Origin of the sequence: Bacillus sp. LM 4-2 (assembly GCF_000978495.1) — a bacterium.
In the GTDB taxonomy this organism is placed as follows: Bacteria; Bacillota; Bacilli; order Bacillales; family Bacillaceae; genus Bacillus; species Bacillus subtilis.
In genome coordinates this window covers 97,558-114,375 of sequence record NZ_CP011101.1, presented here as the reverse complement: position 1 = coordinate 114,375, position 16,818 = coordinate 97,558, and the positions used below count along the sequence as shown (strand labels likewise).

Sequence of the window (16,818 nt, the reverse complement as noted above, 5' to 3'; positions counted from 1 at the left end):
TTATTCTCCCCGTTTCCAGCGAGTGCCTTGAGCCGTATCTTCAAGAATGATATTCATGCTTTTCAGCTGGTCGCGGATCTGGTCTGACAATGCAAAATCGCGATTCCGGCGCGCTTCATTTCGCTTTTCGATTAAGTCTTCAATCTCTTGATCGAGAAGTTCCTGCTCACCCAACGAAAAACCGAGGACAGAAACAATGCGGTCAAACATCTCAATAAACGCCGTAATCACATGATCAGCCGTATGATCTTTCTGAAGATAATAATTGGCGTGTTTCGCTAAGTCAAACAAGACTGAAATGGCATTCGCCGTATTAAAATCATCGTCCATCTCTTCTTCGAATGCTTTGCGGTGTTCTTCAACCTTTTCAAGCCATTGATCGTCATCTTCGGTTAAATTCGTACTGCTGTTCAGACGGTGCTGAAGATTGCTGTACGCTGTTTTTAAACGGCTGAACGCGCTTTTCGTATTCTCCAGAAGCTCTTCTGAATAGTTAATCGGATGGCGATAATGAACAGATAGCATAAAGAATCTCAAAAGCTGCGGATCATGCTGTTTAATGATGTCATGCACAAGCACAAAGTTGCCTAGTGATTTTGACATTTTTTCATTATCAATATTGATATAACCATTATGAAGCCAGTACTTCGCAAACGTTTTGCCTGTCAGCGCCTCAGATTGCGCAATTTCGTTTTCATGGTGAGGGAATGTTAAATCCTGTCCGCCCGCATGGATATCAATCTGGTCACCGAGATACTTTTTCACCATTGCTGAGCATTCAATGTGCCAGCCCGGACGCCCTTTCCCCCAAGGGCTATCCCAAGAGATTTCTCCTTCTTTTGCCGCTTTCCACAGTGCGAAATCAAGAGCATCTTCTTTTTTCTCGCCGACCCGGATGCGTGCACCTGATCTTAGTTCATCGATTGATTGCTGAGAAAGCTTTCCGTACCCTTCAAATGCTCTGGTTTTGAAATATACGTCACCTTCTGATTCATATGCGTAGCCCTTTTTCACGAGCTGATCTACGAATTCGATAATGGCATCCATGTTCTCCATTACTCGCGGATGAAGGTCGGCTTTTCGGCAGCCGAGCGCACCTACGTCTTCAAAGTATGCTTTAATAAAACGCTCTGAAATGGTGGGTACATCCTCACCGAGTTCATTTGCCGCTTTAATTAATTTATCGTCTACGTCTGTGAAGTTAGAGACATACTGCACATCATAGCCTTTATACTCTAAATAGTTTCGAACCGTATCGTAAACGATTGCCGGACGCGCGTTCCCGATATGAATGTAATTGTAAACCGTGGGTCCGCATACATACATTTTCACTTTTCCCTCTTCAAGAGGAACGAATGTTTCCTTCTGTCTAGTCAATGTATTATAAAGTGTGATTGTCATTTTTGATTGATCCTTTCTTTTCTGTCTTCAAGTTCTGCCTTCAGCTCTAAAATCTGCTGTTCCAAAGACTTAAAGCGGTCAGCAACTGGATCGGGCAAATCCTGATGGTTTAAATCGCGTCTTACTTTCTTGCCATTTTGTACAACGACCCGTCCAGGGATACCGACAACTGTTGAAAAATCAGGAACATCATGCAGCACTACTGAACCAGCGCCAATCTTTGAGCCTTCACCGACCGTAATAGAACCGAGCACTTTAGCACCTGTGGCTATCAATGCGTCATCTTTAATCGTTGGGTGCCTTTTTCCCTTTTCTTTTCCCGTTCCCCCGAGGGTAACCCCCTGAAAAACGGTTACGTTATTGCCGATTTCACATGTCTCCCCAATGACAACCCCCATGCCGTGGTCTATGAAAAATCTTCTCCCGATTGTAGCGCCGGGGTGGATTTCTATCCCGGTAAAAAATCGGCTTACTTGAGATATAAGGCGTGCAAGGAAATAAAATTTTCGTTTATATAAAGCATGTGCAATCCGATGCGCCCATATAGCATGTAAACCGGAATAAGTTAAAATCACTTCAAAATAGCTTCTTGCTGCGGGATCTTGATCGAACACAGTATCAATGTCTTCTTTGAGCATTCTAAAAAACACATGCTTCCCCCCGTTTCTCTATCTGATTTCCTCTACCCAATAAAAAAAGCGTCTCTGCATGTAAACATGACAGAGACGCTTTAACCGCGCGGTTCCACTCTGTTTGAAAAGCAGACTTCTGCTCTCCCAACTTCAGCCTGTAACGGCGGCGGCCGCCTTTGAATACTGATTTCAAAAAACGTTCTTCAAAGGTCTTAAGGGCGCACTTCTAAAACCCGGCTCATGGATCTCTCTCAGCCAATGAAGATCCTTTCTGTAATGGCCTAAAGCTTTATACTCTTCCCTGTCAACAATCATTTATTTAGATATTTTTTAAACGCTGAATTGCAGTCTCTTTACCGATCAATTCAATTGATTGCGGCAGTTCCGGACCGTGAGTTTGCCCTGTTACAGCAACACGAATCGGCATAAACAGTTTTTTCCCTTTATGGCCAGTTTCTTTCTGCACTGCTTTGATCGATGCTTTGATGTTATCCGGAGTGAACTCCTCAAGCTCTTCAAGCTTCGCTGCGAATGTACTGAGCACTTCAGGAACCTGTTCTTCTTCCAGAACAGCTTTCGCTTCTTGATTATACTCGATCTCATCCGTAAAGAACAAATCAGTCAGCTCAACAATTTCCGCACCGTAGCTTAATTGCTCATGATACAGGGAAATCAGTTTACGAACCCATTCTTGTTCTTCAGCAGAAAGCTCAGTGCCAACTTTGCCGGCTTTTTGCAAATGCGGAAGCGTCAATTCAACAACCTGATCAAGATCCAGCTTCTTCACATATTGGTTGTTAACCCATTTTAGCTTATGCATATCAAACAAAGCTGGTGATTTAGATAAACGATTTACATCAAAAATTTCAATAAACTGCTCTTTTGTGAAAAGCTCTTCTTCTCCAACCGGTGACCAGCCTAACAGGCCGATAAAGTTGAACAGTGCTTCTGGCAGGTAGCCAAGCTCTTTGTACTGCTCGATGAATTGAATAATGGATTCATCACGTTTACTGAGCTTTTTACGGCTTTCGTTTACGATCAGCGTCATGTGTCCGAACTGAGGAATATCCCATCCGAATGCTTGATAAATCATAATCTGTTTCGGTGTGTTAGAAATATGATCCTCACCGCGCAGCACGTGTGTCATTTTCATTAAGTAGTCATCAATCGCTACCGCGAAGTTGTAAGTCGGCGTTCCGTCCTTTTTCACAATAACAAAGTCGCCGATGCCATCTGATTCAAAAGAAATTTCGCCTTTTACGATATCATTGAAGGCGATGATTTTTCCTTCCGGCACGCGGAAACGAATACTTGGTTTTCTGCCTTCAGCGATAAATTTCTCCTGTTCTTCCTGAGTCAGGTCTCTGTGTTTTCCGGAATAACGAGGCATTTCTCCGCGGGCAATCTGTTCTTCACGCTCTTTTTCAAGCTCTTCTTCCGTACAGTAACATTTATAAGCAAGCCCTTTTTCAAGAAGCTCTTCATAGTACACTTTATAGATATCGTTACGCTCTGACTGACGGTATGGGCCGTACTCTCCTCCGACATCCACACTCTCATCCCAGTCAATACCTAGCCACTTCAGATAATTCAGCTGGCTTTGTTCTCCGCCCTCAATATTGCGCTTTTTATCAGTATCCTCAACTCGAATGATAAACTTACCGCCTTGATTGCGGGCAAATAAATAATTAAAAAGCGCCGTTCTGGCATTTCCAATATGCAAATGTCCGGTTGGACTCGGTGCATAACGGACGCGTACTTCGTTTCCCATTTTCAAATACTTCCTTTCATGTCATGTATGGCCTCAGGCAAAAATGTATGAATCTATTCTACCACCAAATAGACCCGGCATCAAAACAAGTTAGCCTTTTTGTATCAGTACTGTCGCCTGAGCCGCTATTCCTTCCGCCCGGCCTGTAAATCCAAGCTTTTCTGTCGTTGTTGCTTTTACATTTACTTGAGAAACTTCTGCCTCAAGGCCTTCAGCAATTCTTTTTCTCATATCTTCTATGTACGGCAGCATCTTCGGCTTTTGCGCTATGATGGTGCAATCAATGTTCCCAAGGACATACCCCTTCTGTTTCACGATTCCCCAGACATGCTGAAGTAATTTGAAAGAATCTGCGTCCTTGAACTCGGGATCTGTGTCAGGAAAATGCTTGCCGATGTCTCCTTCACCCACAGCTCCCAGGCAGGCGTCAGCGACGGTATGCAGCAAAACGTCTGCATCAGAATGGCCAAGCAGCCCTTTTTCGTACGGGATTTCAATTCCGCCAATAATGAGAGGACGCCCCTCAACTAATTGATGCACATCAAATCCTTGTCCAATTCTAAACATGTTTATTCCCACTTTCTGATTCCATGATAGCTTCAGCTGACGTCAAATCGTCTGGCGTCGTCAGCTTAATATTTGTATAGCTGCCTTCTACAACACGGACCGAACCGCCCTCCATCTGTTCAACGAGGCTGGCGTCATCCGTCCCTAAAAATCCCTTGCGCTCGGCCTCAGCGTGAGCCTTCATCAATAAAGAAAGACGAAAAGCTTGTGGCGTTTGGACAGCCCACAAGCTTGAACGTTCAATCGTCTCACTGACTTGTAAATCTTGAACGCGTTTAATCGTATCTTTTACCGGAACAGCAAGGATGGCCGCTCCTGTCTGTTCCGCCTCTGCGATCAGTTCGTCAATTTGTTCATGTTTTATAAATGGGCGGGCACCGTCATGTACAAGGACAATCTTTTCCTGCTTTACGGCTTTCAGCCCCTTATACACACTGTGCTGACGCTCATCTCCGCCTGCAACAAGCTCAATTGAAGTTTGAAACGGGTAATCGGACAGCAATTGCTGAAAGTGCTCCCGCTCCTGCTCGTTAATCACCAAAATGATTTTATCGCACTGCCGGTGACTGTCAAACACTCTTAACGTGTGTATGATCACCGGGTCTCCCTTCAGCTCAATGAACAGTTTATTTCTCCCTGCCTTCATCCGCTTTCCCTGTCCGGCTGCAGGAATCACCACATCATAACTCATTGTTTTTTCTCCCTTTACAGCGCCTTCTCCAACAGCTTAGGCTTCGCAAAAATCATTCGTCCCGCTGCTGTCTGCAGCACACTTGTGACGAGTACATCAATATGCTTGCCGATATAATTCCGTCCTTCTTCAACGACAATCATCGTACCGTCATCCAAGTAGGCAACTCCCTGATTATGCTCTTTCCCGTCCTTAATGACCTGAACATTCATTTCCTCGCCAGGAAGCACAACAGGCTTGACCGCATTGGCAAGGTCATTAATGTTTAATACTGCTACCTTCTGAAGCTCGCACACTTTATTTAAATTAAAATCATTCGTCACAACGACCCCGGATGTCAGCTTAGCAAGTTTGACGAGCTTGCTGTCAACCTCCTGAATATCTTCAAAGTCGCCTTCGTAAATTTCAACTTCAATGTCTAATTCTTTCTGAATGCGGTTCAGGATATCAAGACCGCGGCGTCCTCTGTTTCGTTTTAAAACATCTGAAGAGTCTGCAATATGCTGCAATTCCTCAAGGACAAACTGCGGAATCACGATAACTCCCTCTAAAAAACCAGTCTGACAAATATCTGCTATTCTCCCATCAATAATAACACTAGTGTCCAAAATTTTCAGCTTCTTGTCTTGAACCTCATGTTCTTCATCAGCTGTTCCTTTTTTCTTTTGCATTCTGGCGGAAATGGAAAACAGGCTGATCAATTCATCCTTTTTCTTAAAGCCCACCTGGAAGCCGAGATAACCGAGGAAGAAAGCCAAAAATACAGGAATTATTGTGCTGAATATGCGGTAAGGTATATTGTCTAAAGGAATAACATTTACGATAAGATAAGCAATTATAAGTCCAAAAACTAAGCCAAGACTTCCAAATAACAAATCTGGAACCGGCGCTTTTAACAATGAATCCTCTATCCACTTCACCCAGTTCACAACGTATTCTGTACCCCATATACTGATGAGAAAAAAGATAATTGCTCCTATTGCCGCAGACGTATATGCGTTTGTTATTAAAGGTATGTCCTGTATATTTAACAGTACAAACAATTCAGGTATCAAAAATATACCAACAACGCCGCCAAAAATAATGAAGAACGCCTGAACTATTCGTTTTAACATACCCCCACCTCCTTTTTTAACATTTTTAATTTCACAAAGTCTTATGCATCCTACGAATATCAGAATAAACAAAAACCAACATTAATATACCCGTATTCATAAGGTTTTAACCGAAATCACAGTTGTCTGTCTAAATAATGCTTCTCTTGCAGGCGTTTTAATCCTTTTTTGATTTTTTGGGCTCGTACTTCACCGATTCCCTCTACTTCATCTAATTCTTCTGCACTCGCCTCAATAATCCTTGGTAGGACTCCAAATGCTTCTACAACATTTTCAACAATCGGCATCGGAAGACGCGGTATCTTATTTAACAGCCTGTATCCTCTCGGCAATACATAATCATCAAGATTAGTAGAAGCAGGGTAACCGAGAAGCTTATACACAATGGAATCATCCAGCAGATCATAACTGGACATATCCTGCAGCTCCTTCAAGAGAACAAACGGATCTTTAATCTTTTCTTTTACATAGTCCTTAATAAATAAAGCGGCCTCTTCTTCCATATCCGTAATCAATTCAATGACTTGCAGTTTGATCAGATGCCCTTCTGTCCCCAGCTCTTTGATATACATATTAATTTCGTTTTTGATTCTCAGTACCATTTCATAACGATGCATGACAGACAAGACATCACTGAAGGTAACAAGTTCCTCAAACTCTAACGCGTTCAGTGCATTAATCGTTTTATCGAGGATTGTCTTATATTTTTCAAGTGTTTGAATGGCTTGGTTCGCCTTGGTTAAAATAAATCCTATGTCTTTTAGTGTATACTTCATGTTTTCCTGATATAACGTTATGACATTTCTTCTTTCAGAAATGGCGATTACAAGACAGCCAGTTTGCTTAGCTACTCTTTCGGCAGTTCTGTGCCGCATTCCTGTTTCTGATGAAGAAATTGTGGCATCCGGCATCAGCTGAGTATTCGCGTAGAGGATCTTTTGACCCGAATCACTTAAAATGATCGCTCCATCCATTTTAGCCAACTCATATAAATGCGCCGGAGAAAAAGCCGTGTTTATGTGAAAGCCGCCGTCCACCACTTCTTTTACTTTATCATTATATCCAACAACAATCAGACCGCCTGTATTTGCTCTCAAGACGTTTTCCATCCCCGCTCTGAGCGGTGTACCCGGAGCAACAAACTGCAATATAGATGACAGGTCTAACTCGTGTTTCGCCCCTTTTTTCTCTTTTTCCATCTATTATCCTCCTAATGAAGTACGAAGCGCTTCTGCAACATTTGCTACTCCGATAACCTCAATCCCTTTTGGTTTTGTCCATCCATCCAGATTTGCCGCGGGTATGATCATGCGTTTAAAACCAAGCTTTGCCGCTTCTTTCACACGCTGTTCAATTCTTGAAACCCGCCGGACTTCTCCGGTTAATCCCACTTCTCCAATAAAACAATCTGCAGGATTTGGAGGTGTGTCTCTAAAGCTTGATGCAATACTAATCACAATCGCAAGATCAATTGCCGGTTCATCAAGCTTAACGCCGCCAGCCACTTTCAAATAAGCATCCTGATTTTGCAGCAGCAGTCCAACTCTTTTTTCTAACACAGCCATTAACAGAGAAACCCTGTTATGGTCTATTCCCGTTGCCATACGCCTTGGGTTGCCAAAGCTTGTTGGCGAGATGAGCGCCTGAATTTCAACGAGAATCGGTCTAGTGCCCTCCATAGAGGCAGTGATACTCGAACCTGCGGAACCAGCAGAGCGTTCTTCTAAGAAAATTTCCGAAGGATTCAAAACCTCAGTGAGCCCCTCTTCCCGCATTTCGAAAATGCCCATTTCGTTTGTAGATCCGAAACGGTTTTTTACAGCCCGCAAAATACGGAAAGTATGGTGGCGTTCTCCTTCAAAATATAAAACAGTGTCAACCATATGCTCCAACAGTCTCGGACCTGCAATAGACCCTTCTTTCGTCACGTGCCCTACGATAAAAATCGGAATACCTTTTGTTTTTGCAATTTTCATCAGCTCAGCGGTACATTCTCTGACCTGTGACACACTGCCTGGAGCAGATGTAATATCGCTTTGGTAAACCGTTTGAATAGAGTCAACAACGACAAACGATGGATTCATCTCTTGTATAGCAGACGAAATATACTCCATATCGGTTTCAGATAAAACATGCAGTGACGGATTATTAATGCCGAGACGGTCTGCTCGCAGCTTCGTTTGCTTTACAGATTCTTCTCCCGAAATATACAGGACACTGTTTGATGAGCCTGATAATTGAGCGGAAACCTGCAGTAATAGCGTTGACTTTCCGATACCAGGATCACCGCCAATTAAAACGAGGGAGCCTTTAACGACACCTCCGCCGAGTACTCTGTTAAACTCGCCAAGCTGGGTTTTGACGCGGGGTTCTTCTGATGTTTCGATTGATGTAATAGGTGAAGGTTTCTGTACAGTTTGAACAGAATGAGAAAAAGCCGCTCTCCGATTGGCCGGTGCTTTTTTAATCATTTCTTCCACCATTGTATTCCAAGCACCGCAGCCCGGACATTTCCCCATCCATTTTGGAGACTCGTAGCCGCAGGATTGGCAGATGAATTTCGATTTTGTTTTTGCCATATATAGTGTAAGACCTCTCCCTTGTTCTATTTCTTGATATGAAAGTGAGGCATACACTTACATGCTGTATGCCTCATTTCCGTCTTCTATATTAATTCGATTTAGCAGTCGTTTTTACGACAAATTCGCCATCTTCTACATCAAGAACAATATGCTGTCCTTTATGAATATTTCCTCTGAGGAGTTCTTCAGATAAACGATCCTCGACATGTTTTTGGATCGCTCTTCTTAACGGACGGGCACCGTATTCCAGGTCAACGCCCTCTTCCGCGACTTTCGCTTTTGCAGCATCTGTCAATTCGATAGAAAGATCTTGTTCTTTCAGGCGTTTCGTTAATTGATCAGACATTAATGACACAATTTCAGTAAGATGTTTTTTCTCAAGTGAATGGAAGACAATGATTTCATCGATACGGTTGATGAACTCAGGTCTGAACGCTCGTTTTAATTCACCCATCACTTTATCTTTCATGTCTTTATGATTTTGAGTTTCATCCTGAACGTTAAAGCCGACATATTTATTGCGTTTCAGCTCACTTGCTCCGACGTTTGATGTCATGATCAGAATGGTATTGCGGAAATCGACTGTGCGTCCTTTAGAATCAGTCAATCGTCCGTCTTCAAGAACTTGCAGAAGGATATTGAAGACATCAGGGTGCGCTTTCTCGATCTCATCAAGAAGCACGACAGAGTAAGGTTTTCTTCTGACTTTCTCTGTCAATTGACCGCCTTCATCATATCCCACATATCCCGGAGGTGAACCAACAAGTCTTGAAGTTGAGTGTTTTTCCATGTATTCAGACATATCAATTCTGATCATGGATTCTTCATCACCAAAAATGGATTCAGCGAGTGCTCGTGCAAGCTCTGTTTTACCTACACCTGTAGGGCCTAAGAAAATGAATGAGCCGATTGGGCGTTTAGGATCTTTCAATCCTGCTCTCGCACGTCTGACGGCTTTTGCAACAGCTACAACTGCTTCATCCTGGCCGATGACGCGGGAATGAAGAATGTTTTCCATATTGAGAAGCTTATCAGTTTCAGTTTGGGCGATTTTAGATACAGGCACACCGGTCCAGCTGGATACAACCATCGCAATATCATCCACAGTAACCTCTGAGTTTTCCTGCCCTTGCTTCTCTTTCCATGATTTCTTCGTATCCTCTACTTGCTCGCGCAGGCGTTGTTCAGTATCACGCAAGGAAGCAGCTTTTTCAAACTCTTGGCTTTGCACTGCCGCATCCTTCTCTTTACGAACCTCATCAAGCTTCTGCTCAAGCTCTTTTAAGTTAGGAGGCGTTGTAAATGAGCGCAGTCTCACCTTTGAACCTGCTTCATCGATCAAGTCAATTGCTTTATCCGGAAGGAAGCGGTCAGAAATATATCTGTCAGAAAGCTTAACCGCAGCTTCAATGGCATCATCAGTGATAGAAACGCGGTGGTGGGCTTCGTATCTGTCACGCAGACCTTGTAAAATTTGAATACTTTCATCTACAGATGGCTGATCAACCTGAATCGGCTGAAAACGGCGTTCCAGTGCTGCATCTTTTTCAATATATTTACGGTACTCATCAAGAGTCGTTGCACCAATACATTGGAGTTCGCCACGAGCAAGTGAAGGTTTTAAAATATTAGATGCATCAATAGCACCTTCTGCTCCGCCTGCCCCGATTAATGTATGGAGCTCATCGATGAATAGAATGATATTTCCTGCCTGGCGAATTTCATCCATGACCTTCTTCAGGCGATCCTCAAATTCTCCGCGGTATTTTGTGCCGGCAACAACTGTTCCCATGTCTAATGTCATCACACGTTTATCACGCAAAATTTCGGGTACTTCATTATTGATAATTTGCTGTGCCAAACCTTCTGCGATAGCCGTTTTACCTACACCTGGTTCCCCAATGAGAACAGGGTTGTTTTTCGTTCTGCGGCTTAACACTTCAATGACACGCTGGATCTCCTTGCTTCTGCCGATTACAGGGTCAAGGCTGTCTTCCTTCGCAATAGCAGTTAAGTCTCTTGCCAAGCTGTCAAGCGTAGGCGTATTCGCATTGCTGTTTGTTCCTGCCGCTGATGATCCTGTTTCATTACTTCCTAGAAGCTGGAGCACCTGCTGTCTTGCTTTATTTAAGCTGACACCGAGATTATTCAGAACTCTCGCAGCAACACCTTCTCCTTCACGAATCAGACCAAGAAGAATATGTTCTGTTCCCACATAAGAATGACCGAGTTTTCTTGCCTCATCCATTGAAAGCTCAATGACTTTTTTAGCTCTAGGAGTATAATGAATCGTTTGAGACATTTCCTGCCCGCGCCCAATCAAACTTTCTACTTCTTTCTGAATTTTATCTGAACCGAGTCCAAGCGCTTGAAGAGCTTTAGCAGCAATGCCCTCTCCTTCTCTTACCAGTCCTAATAAAATATGCTCAGTGCCAATGTTATTATGACCTAACCGAAGTGCTTCTTCCTGTGCTAGCGCCAGTACTTTTTGAGCTCGTTCTGTAAATCTTCCAAACATCATATCGATTCATCCTCCTGTCTTTTCCCATTCATTTCTAAGTGAAGCCGTTCTCTGATGAGAGCCGCTCTTCGAATGTCCCTTTCGTTCGGACGCAAAGCGCCTCCCGAGTATTGCTGTAAAAACCCTGGCTGCGTCAAAATCATAAGTTCGTTAAGTATGTTGCTTGAAAGTCCTTTTATAATGCCTAGGTCTATGCCTAACCGAACATCTGAAAGGCACTTTGCAGTTTCTTTCGATTCTATCATCCGGCAATTAGACAAGACCCCATAAGACCGATATACCCGATCCTCAAGTTCAATTTTAGAAGTTTGATAAATCGCTTCTCGGGCAGATCGTTCTTGTTCAATCAACTGAGCAGCAACACTGTTAAGATCCTCTACAATATCCTGCTCTGACTTACCAAGCGTGATCTGATTTGAAATTTGAAAGATATTCCCTACTGCTTCGCTGCCTTCCCCATAAATTCCTCTAACAACTAAGCCTAATTGATTAATTGCCGGTATAATTCGATTTATTTGCCTAGTTAAAACCAGTGCCGGCAGATGCATCATGACCGAAGCCCTTAAACCTGTACCTACGTTTGTAGGACAGCTGGTTAAGTATCCTCTTTGCTCATTGAATGCATAATCAACTTTTTCTTCAATCCAGTCGTCGACCTGGTTTGCGGCTTTCATTGCTTCTAAAAGCTGAAATCCAGGGAAAAGACACTGAATTCTAATATGGTCCTCTTCATTTAACATGACACTTACTTCCTCATTTTCAGAAAGCAAACAGCCGCCAAAAGGAGACTCTGTCAGATTCGGACTGATTAGATGTTTTTCAACAAGTACACGCTTCTCTAAAGGCTGTGCATCATTCATTCTAATCAAAACAAATTTGCCGATTCCGGGAATTTCTTGCTCTGAAAACTGATCTTCAAATTGCTGTATGATGGATGAGGCTTCTTCATTGGAATACCGCGTAGGGAACCGAATATGCTCAAAGTTCCTTGCTAAACGTATGCGGCTGCTGAGTACAATGTCACTTTCAGGTCCTTTCTGCTTCATCCAACTGCTTAGTGCGTCCTGAATAAAATGCTTTAGCGACATTACTCCTGTTCCTCCTCACTATCTGTACTTTTGAGTGATTGTTCTAATGAACGAATTTGATCTCTTACATGAGCTGCATTTTCAAATTCTTCTTGATGGATTAAGGATTCTAATTCCTTTTTTAGCATATCAATCTGCCGTCTGACATGAAGATTGCCGCCTATTCGTTTCGGTATCTTACCTGCATGCACAGTGTTTCCGCTGTGCACTTTACGTAGGATTGGTGTAATGTTGCTATGAAATGTTTTGTAACATTCAGAACATCCAAAACGGCCAATTTTTCTGAATTGCTGAAAAGTCATTCCGCATTTCGGACAAGCAGATATTTGCTCCGAGTGACTGAACATTTGAGTTCCTGCATTTTGAAATGAAGAATCCATGTTCAGTAGACCCGAAAGTAAATTATGAATAGAGAAACCCTGATTTGCACTTATACCATATGAATCACTATTTTCTTTGGCACATTGTTCACAAATATGAACTTCTATTTTTTCTCCGTTAACAACCTTTGTAAAGTGAAAAGTGGCTGGTCTCTCGTGGCACTCTTGACAAATCAATCTTTTCACCCGCTTATTTTAATTTTAAAGAAGTCAGCATTGCCTTCATCATTCTCGCTCTTAATTCATCACGTTCAGGTAAGTCAATGTGTAAAACTGAGCGGTCCATTACGCTGACCATCATTTTTGCTTCTCTTTCTGAAATTACCTTGTCTTCTAATAGCCTTAAAATAATGTCATCAGAGGCTGCTTGAGACAAATGGGTATTAATTTGAGAAATAATATTATTGATCAGGACAACTTCATTGTTCATTTTAATTTTAATGATTCTGATGTAACCGCCGCCCCCGCGTTTGCTCTCAACAATATATCCTCTTTCGCTTGTAAATCTGGTGTTGATGACATAATTTATTTGGGAAGGAACGCATTGAAATTTATCTGCAATTTCACTTCGTTTAATCTCTAAAATTTCCTTGCCATTTTGATCTAACACTCGTTTTAAATATTGTTCAATGATGTCAGAAATATTATGTCCCACTCAACCCCCTCCTTTACTGACTTTGACTATATTTGACTATAATCTTACTATAAGCCGTTTCTCGAGAATTTTCAACTTTCTCGCTCTATCCTTTATTATTTCCATTTTCTCGGTCCACAAAACCTGATTGCTGATTTAAAATTCGGTATAAAGTTATTATATTATACAGTTAAGTGGAATTTTATGATACCAATAAACCAAAATACAAAAAACCCAGCTCAATGAGCTGGGTTTAAACTTGCTTGGCGGCGTCCTACTCTCACAGGGGGAAACCCCCGACTACCATCGGCGCTGAAGAGCTTAACTTCCGTGTTCGGTATGGGAACGGGTGTGACCTCTTCGCTATCGCCACCAAACAAATTGAGAGTGTTCTCTCAAAACTAGATAACAGGTGTGACATCATTCAAAAATATGGTTAAGTCCTCGATCGATTAGTATCTGTCAGCTCCATGTGTCGCCACACTTCCACCTCAGACCTATCAACCTGATCATCTTTCAGGGATCTTACTTCCTTGCGGAATGGGAAATCTCATCTTGAGGGGGGCTTCATGCTTAGATGCTTTCAGCACTTATCCCGTCCGCACATAGCTACCCAGCGATGCCCTTGGCAGAACAACTGGTACACCAGCGGTGCGTCCATCCCGGTCCTCTCGTACTAAGGACAGCTCCTCTCAAATTTCCTGCGCCCGCGACGGATAGGGACCGAACTGTCTCACGACGTTCTGAACCCAGCTCGCGTACCGCTTTAATGGGCGAACAGCCCAACCCTTGGGACCGACTACAGCCCCAGGATGCGATGAGCCGACATCGAGGTGCCAAACCTCCCCGTCGATGTGGACTCTTGGGGGAGATAAGCCTGTTATCCCCGGGGTAGCTTTTATCCGTTGAGCGATGGCCCTTCCATGCGGAACCACCGGATCACTAAGCCCGACTTTCGTCCCTGCTCGACTTGTAGGTCTCGCAGTCAAGCTCCCTTGTGCCTTTACACTCTGCGAATGATTTCCAACCATTCTGAGGGAACCTTTGGGCGCCTCCGTTACCTTTTAGGAGGCGACCGCCCCAGTCAAACTGCCCACCTGACACTGTCTCCCCGCCCGATAAGGGCGGCGGGTTAGAAGGTCAATACAGCCAGGGTAGTATCCCACCGATGCCTCCACCGAAGCTGGCGCTCCGGTTTCCAAGGCTCCTACCTATCCTGTACAAGCTGTACCAACATTCAATATCAGGATGCAGTAAAGCTCCACGGGGTCTTTCCGTCCTGTCGCGGGTAACCTGCATCTTCACAGGTACTATAATTTCACCGAGTCTCTCGTTGAGACAGTGCCCAGATCGTTGCGCCTTTCGTGCGGGTCGGAACTTACCCGACAAGGAATTTCGCTACCTTAGGACCGTTATAGTTACGGCCGCCGTTTACTGGGGCTTCAATTCGCACCTTCGCTTACGCTAAGCGCTCCTCTTAACCTTCCAGCACCGGGCAGGCGTCAGCCCCTATACTTCGCCTTACGGCTTCGCAGAGACCTGTGTTTTTGCTAAACAGTCGCCTGGGCCTATTCACTGCGGCTCTCTCGGGCTTGCACCCTAACAGAGCACCCCTTCTCCCGAAGTTACGGGGTCATTTTGCCGAGTTCCTTAACGAGAGTTCTCTCGATCACCTTAGGATTCTCTCCTCGCCTACCTGTGTCGGTTTGCGGTACGGGCACCTCTCACCTCGCTAGAGGCTTTTCTTGGCAGTGTGGAATCAGGAACTTCGCTACTATATTTCGCTCGCCATCACAGCTCAGCCTTATGGGAAACGGATTTGCCTATTTCCCAGCCTAACTGCTTGGACGCGGATATCCAATACCGCGCTTACCCTATCCTCCTGCGTCCCCCCATTGCTCAAATGGTGAGGAGGTGGTACAGGAATATCAACCTGTTGTCCATCGCCTACGCCTTTCGGCCTCGGCTTAGGTCCCGACTAACCCTGAGCGGACGAGCCTTCCTCAGGAAACCTTAGGCATTCGGTGGAGGGGATTCTCACCCCTCTTTCGCTACTCATACCGGCATTCTCACTTCTAAGCGCTCCACCAGTCCTTTCGGTCTGGCTTCACAGCCCTTAGAACGCTCTCCTACCACTGTTCGAAGAACAGTCCGCAGCTTCGGTGATACGTTTAGCCCCGGTACATTTTCGGCGCAGAGTCACTCGACCAGTGAGCTATTACGCACTCTTTAAATGGTGGCTGCTTCTAAGCCAACATCCTGGTTGTCTAAGCAACTCCACATCCTTTTCCACTTAACGTATACTTTGGGACCTTAGCTGGCGGTCTGGGCTGTTTCCCTTTCGACTACGGATCTTATCACTCGCAGTCTGACTCCCAAGGATAAGTCATTGGCATTCGGAGTTTGACTGAATTCGGTAACCCGGTAGGGGCCCCTAGTCCAATCAGTGCTCTACCTCCAAGACTCTTACCTTGAGGCTAGCCCTAAAGCTATTTCGGAGAGAACCAGCTATCTCCAGGTTCGATTGGCATTTCACCCCTACCCACACCTCATCCCCGCACTTTTCAACGTGCGTGGGTTCGGGCCTCCATTCAGTGTTACCTGAACTTCACCCTGGACATGGGTAGATCACCTGGTTTCGGGTCTACGACCACGTACTCATGCGCCCTATTCAGACTCGCTTTCGCTGCGGCTCCGCATCTTCTGCTTAACCTTGCACGGGATCGTAACTCGCCGGTTCATTCTACAAAAGGCACGCCATCACCCGTTAACGGGCTCTGACTACTTGTAGGCACACGGTTTCAGGATCTCTTTCACTCCCCTTCCGGGGTGCTTTTCACCTTTCCCTCACGGTACTGGTTCACTATCGGTCACTAGGGAGTATTTAGCCTTGGGAGATGGTCCTCCCGGATTCCGACGGAATTTCACGTGTTCCGCCGTACTCAGGATCCACTCAGGAGAGAACGAAGTTTTGACTACAGGGCTGTTACCTCCTATGGCGGGCCTTTCCAGACCTCTTCATCTACCTCGTTCCTTTGTAACTCCGTACAGAGTGTCCTACAACCCCAAGAGGCAAGCCTCTTGGTTTGGGCTAATCCCGTTTCGCTCGCCGCTACTCAGGGAATCGCATTTGCTTTCTCTTCCTCCGGGTACTTAGATGTTTCAGTTCCCCGGGTCTGCCTTCTCATATCCTATGAATTCAGATATGGATACCACTCCATTACGAGTGGTGGGTTTCCCCATTCGGAAATCTCCGGATCAAAGCTTGCTTACAGCTCCCCGAAGCATATCGGTGTTCGTCCCGTCCTTCATCGGCTCCTAGTGCCAAGGCATCCACCGTGCGCCCTTTCTAACTTAACCGTTAAAAAGAATCACTATGTGATATCTTGTATTACTAATTGAATGTGATGTCTACTGTTATCTAGTTTTCAAAGAA

The 16,818-nt window shown here is 44.4% G+C and carries 12 protein-coding genes, 2 rRNA genes and 1 other annotated feature; all 14 genes read right to left on the bottom strand.

Features of this window, described 5'->3' with window-relative positions; translation table 11 throughout:
* The gene (gene cysS / locus bslm_RS00615; RefSeq protein ID WP_004399682.1) at positions 1-1,401 is read right to left on the bottom strand and encodes a cysteine--tRNA ligase; all 1,401 of its coding nucleotides are present in this window, start codon (positions 1,399-1,401) and stop codon (positions 1-3) included.
* Positions 1,398-2,051, bottom strand: coding sequence for a serine O-acetyltransferase (gene cysE, locus bslm_RS00610; RefSeq protein ID WP_003225749.1), 654 nt, complete (start codon positions 2,049-2,051; stop codon positions 1,398-1,400). The genes cysS and cysE overlap by 4 nt, the downstream gene beginning before the upstream one ends.
* 68 nt (positions 2,052-2,119) lie before the next feature.
* Positions 2,120-2,350, bottom strand: a binding site (T-box leader).
* A 2-nt stretch (positions 2,351-2,352) separates the two neighbouring features.
* Positions 2,353-3,804, bottom strand: a complete 1,452-nt coding sequence (gltX, locus tag bslm_RS00600; protein ID WP_014478617.1) for a glutamate--tRNA ligase — start codon at positions 3,802-3,804, stop codon at positions 2,353-2,355.
* A 90-nt stretch (positions 3,805-3,894) separates the two neighbouring features.
* Positions 3,895-4,371: a 2-C-methyl-D-erythritol 2,4-cyclodiphosphate synthase gene (gene ispF / locus bslm_RS00595; RefSeq protein ID WP_014475594.1), complete on the bottom strand. Its 477-nt coding sequence runs from the start codon at positions 4,369-4,371 to the stop codon at positions 3,895-3,897.
* On the bottom strand, positions 4,364-5,062 hold the full coding sequence (gene ispD, locus bslm_RS00590; RefSeq protein ID WP_003235019.1) for a 2-C-methyl-D-erythritol 4-phosphate cytidylyltransferase: 699 nt from the start codon (positions 5,060-5,062) through the stop codon (positions 4,364-4,366). Before ispD ends, ispF begins: the two co-directional genes overlap by 8 nt.
* 14 nt (positions 5,063-5,076) lie before the next feature.
* Positions 5,077-6,177 carry a PIN/TRAM domain-containing protein gene (locus bslm_RS00585; RefSeq protein WP_003235014.1) on the bottom strand — a complete coding sequence of 367 codons (1,101 nt, stop codon included), beginning with the start codon at positions 6,175-6,177 and terminating at the stop codon, positions 5,077-5,079.
* Between the two features lie 116 nt (positions 6,178-6,293).
* Positions 6,294-7,376 carry a DNA integrity scanning diadenylate cyclase DisA gene (disA, locus tag bslm_RS00580; protein WP_003225736.1) on the bottom strand — a complete coding sequence of 361 codons (1,083 nt, stop codon included), beginning with the start codon at positions 7,374-7,376 and terminating at the stop codon, positions 6,294-6,296.
* Positions 7,377-7,379: 3 nt separating this feature from the next.
* Positions 7,380-8,756: a DNA repair protein RadA gene (gene radA / locus bslm_RS00575; protein WP_004399687.1), complete on the bottom strand. Its 1,377-nt coding sequence runs from the start codon at positions 8,754-8,756 to the stop codon at positions 7,380-7,382.
* Positions 8,757-8,847: 91 nt separating this feature from the next.
* Complete coding sequence (clpC, locus tag bslm_RS00570; RefSeq protein ID WP_046380728.1) at positions 8,848-11,280, bottom strand: ATP-dependent protease ATP-binding subunit ClpC; 2,433 nt, start codon at positions 11,278-11,280, stop codon at positions 8,848-8,850.
* Positions 11,277-12,368, bottom strand: coding sequence for a protein-arginine kinase McsB (locus tag bslm_RS00565; protein ID WP_003235007.1), 1,092 nt, complete (start codon positions 12,366-12,368; stop codon positions 11,277-11,279). Before bslm_RS00565 ends, clpC begins: the two co-directional genes overlap by 4 nt.
* Positions 12,368-12,925 carry a protein-arginine kinase activator protein McsA gene (gene mcsA / locus bslm_RS00560; protein ID WP_015252993.1) on the bottom strand — a complete coding sequence of 186 codons (558 nt, stop codon included), beginning with the start codon at positions 12,923-12,925 and terminating at the stop codon, positions 12,368-12,370. Before mcsA ends, bslm_RS00565 begins: the two co-directional genes overlap by 1 nt.
* A 13-nt stretch (positions 12,926-12,938) precedes the next feature.
* The gene (gene ctsR / locus bslm_RS00555) at positions 12,939-13,403 is read right to left on the bottom strand and encodes a transcriptional regulator CtsR (protein WP_003225724.1); all 465 of its coding nucleotides are present in this window, start codon (positions 13,401-13,403) and stop codon (positions 12,939-12,941) included.
* 240 nt (positions 13,404-13,643) lie between these two features.
* Positions 13,644-13,759, bottom strand: a 5S ribosomal RNA gene (rrf, locus tag bslm_RS00550).
* A 55-nt stretch (positions 13,760-13,814) separates the two neighbouring features.
* Positions 13,815-16,742: ribosomal RNA gene (locus tag bslm_RS00545) — 23S ribosomal RNA — on the bottom strand.
* Positions 16,743-16,818 lie beyond the last annotated feature (76 nt).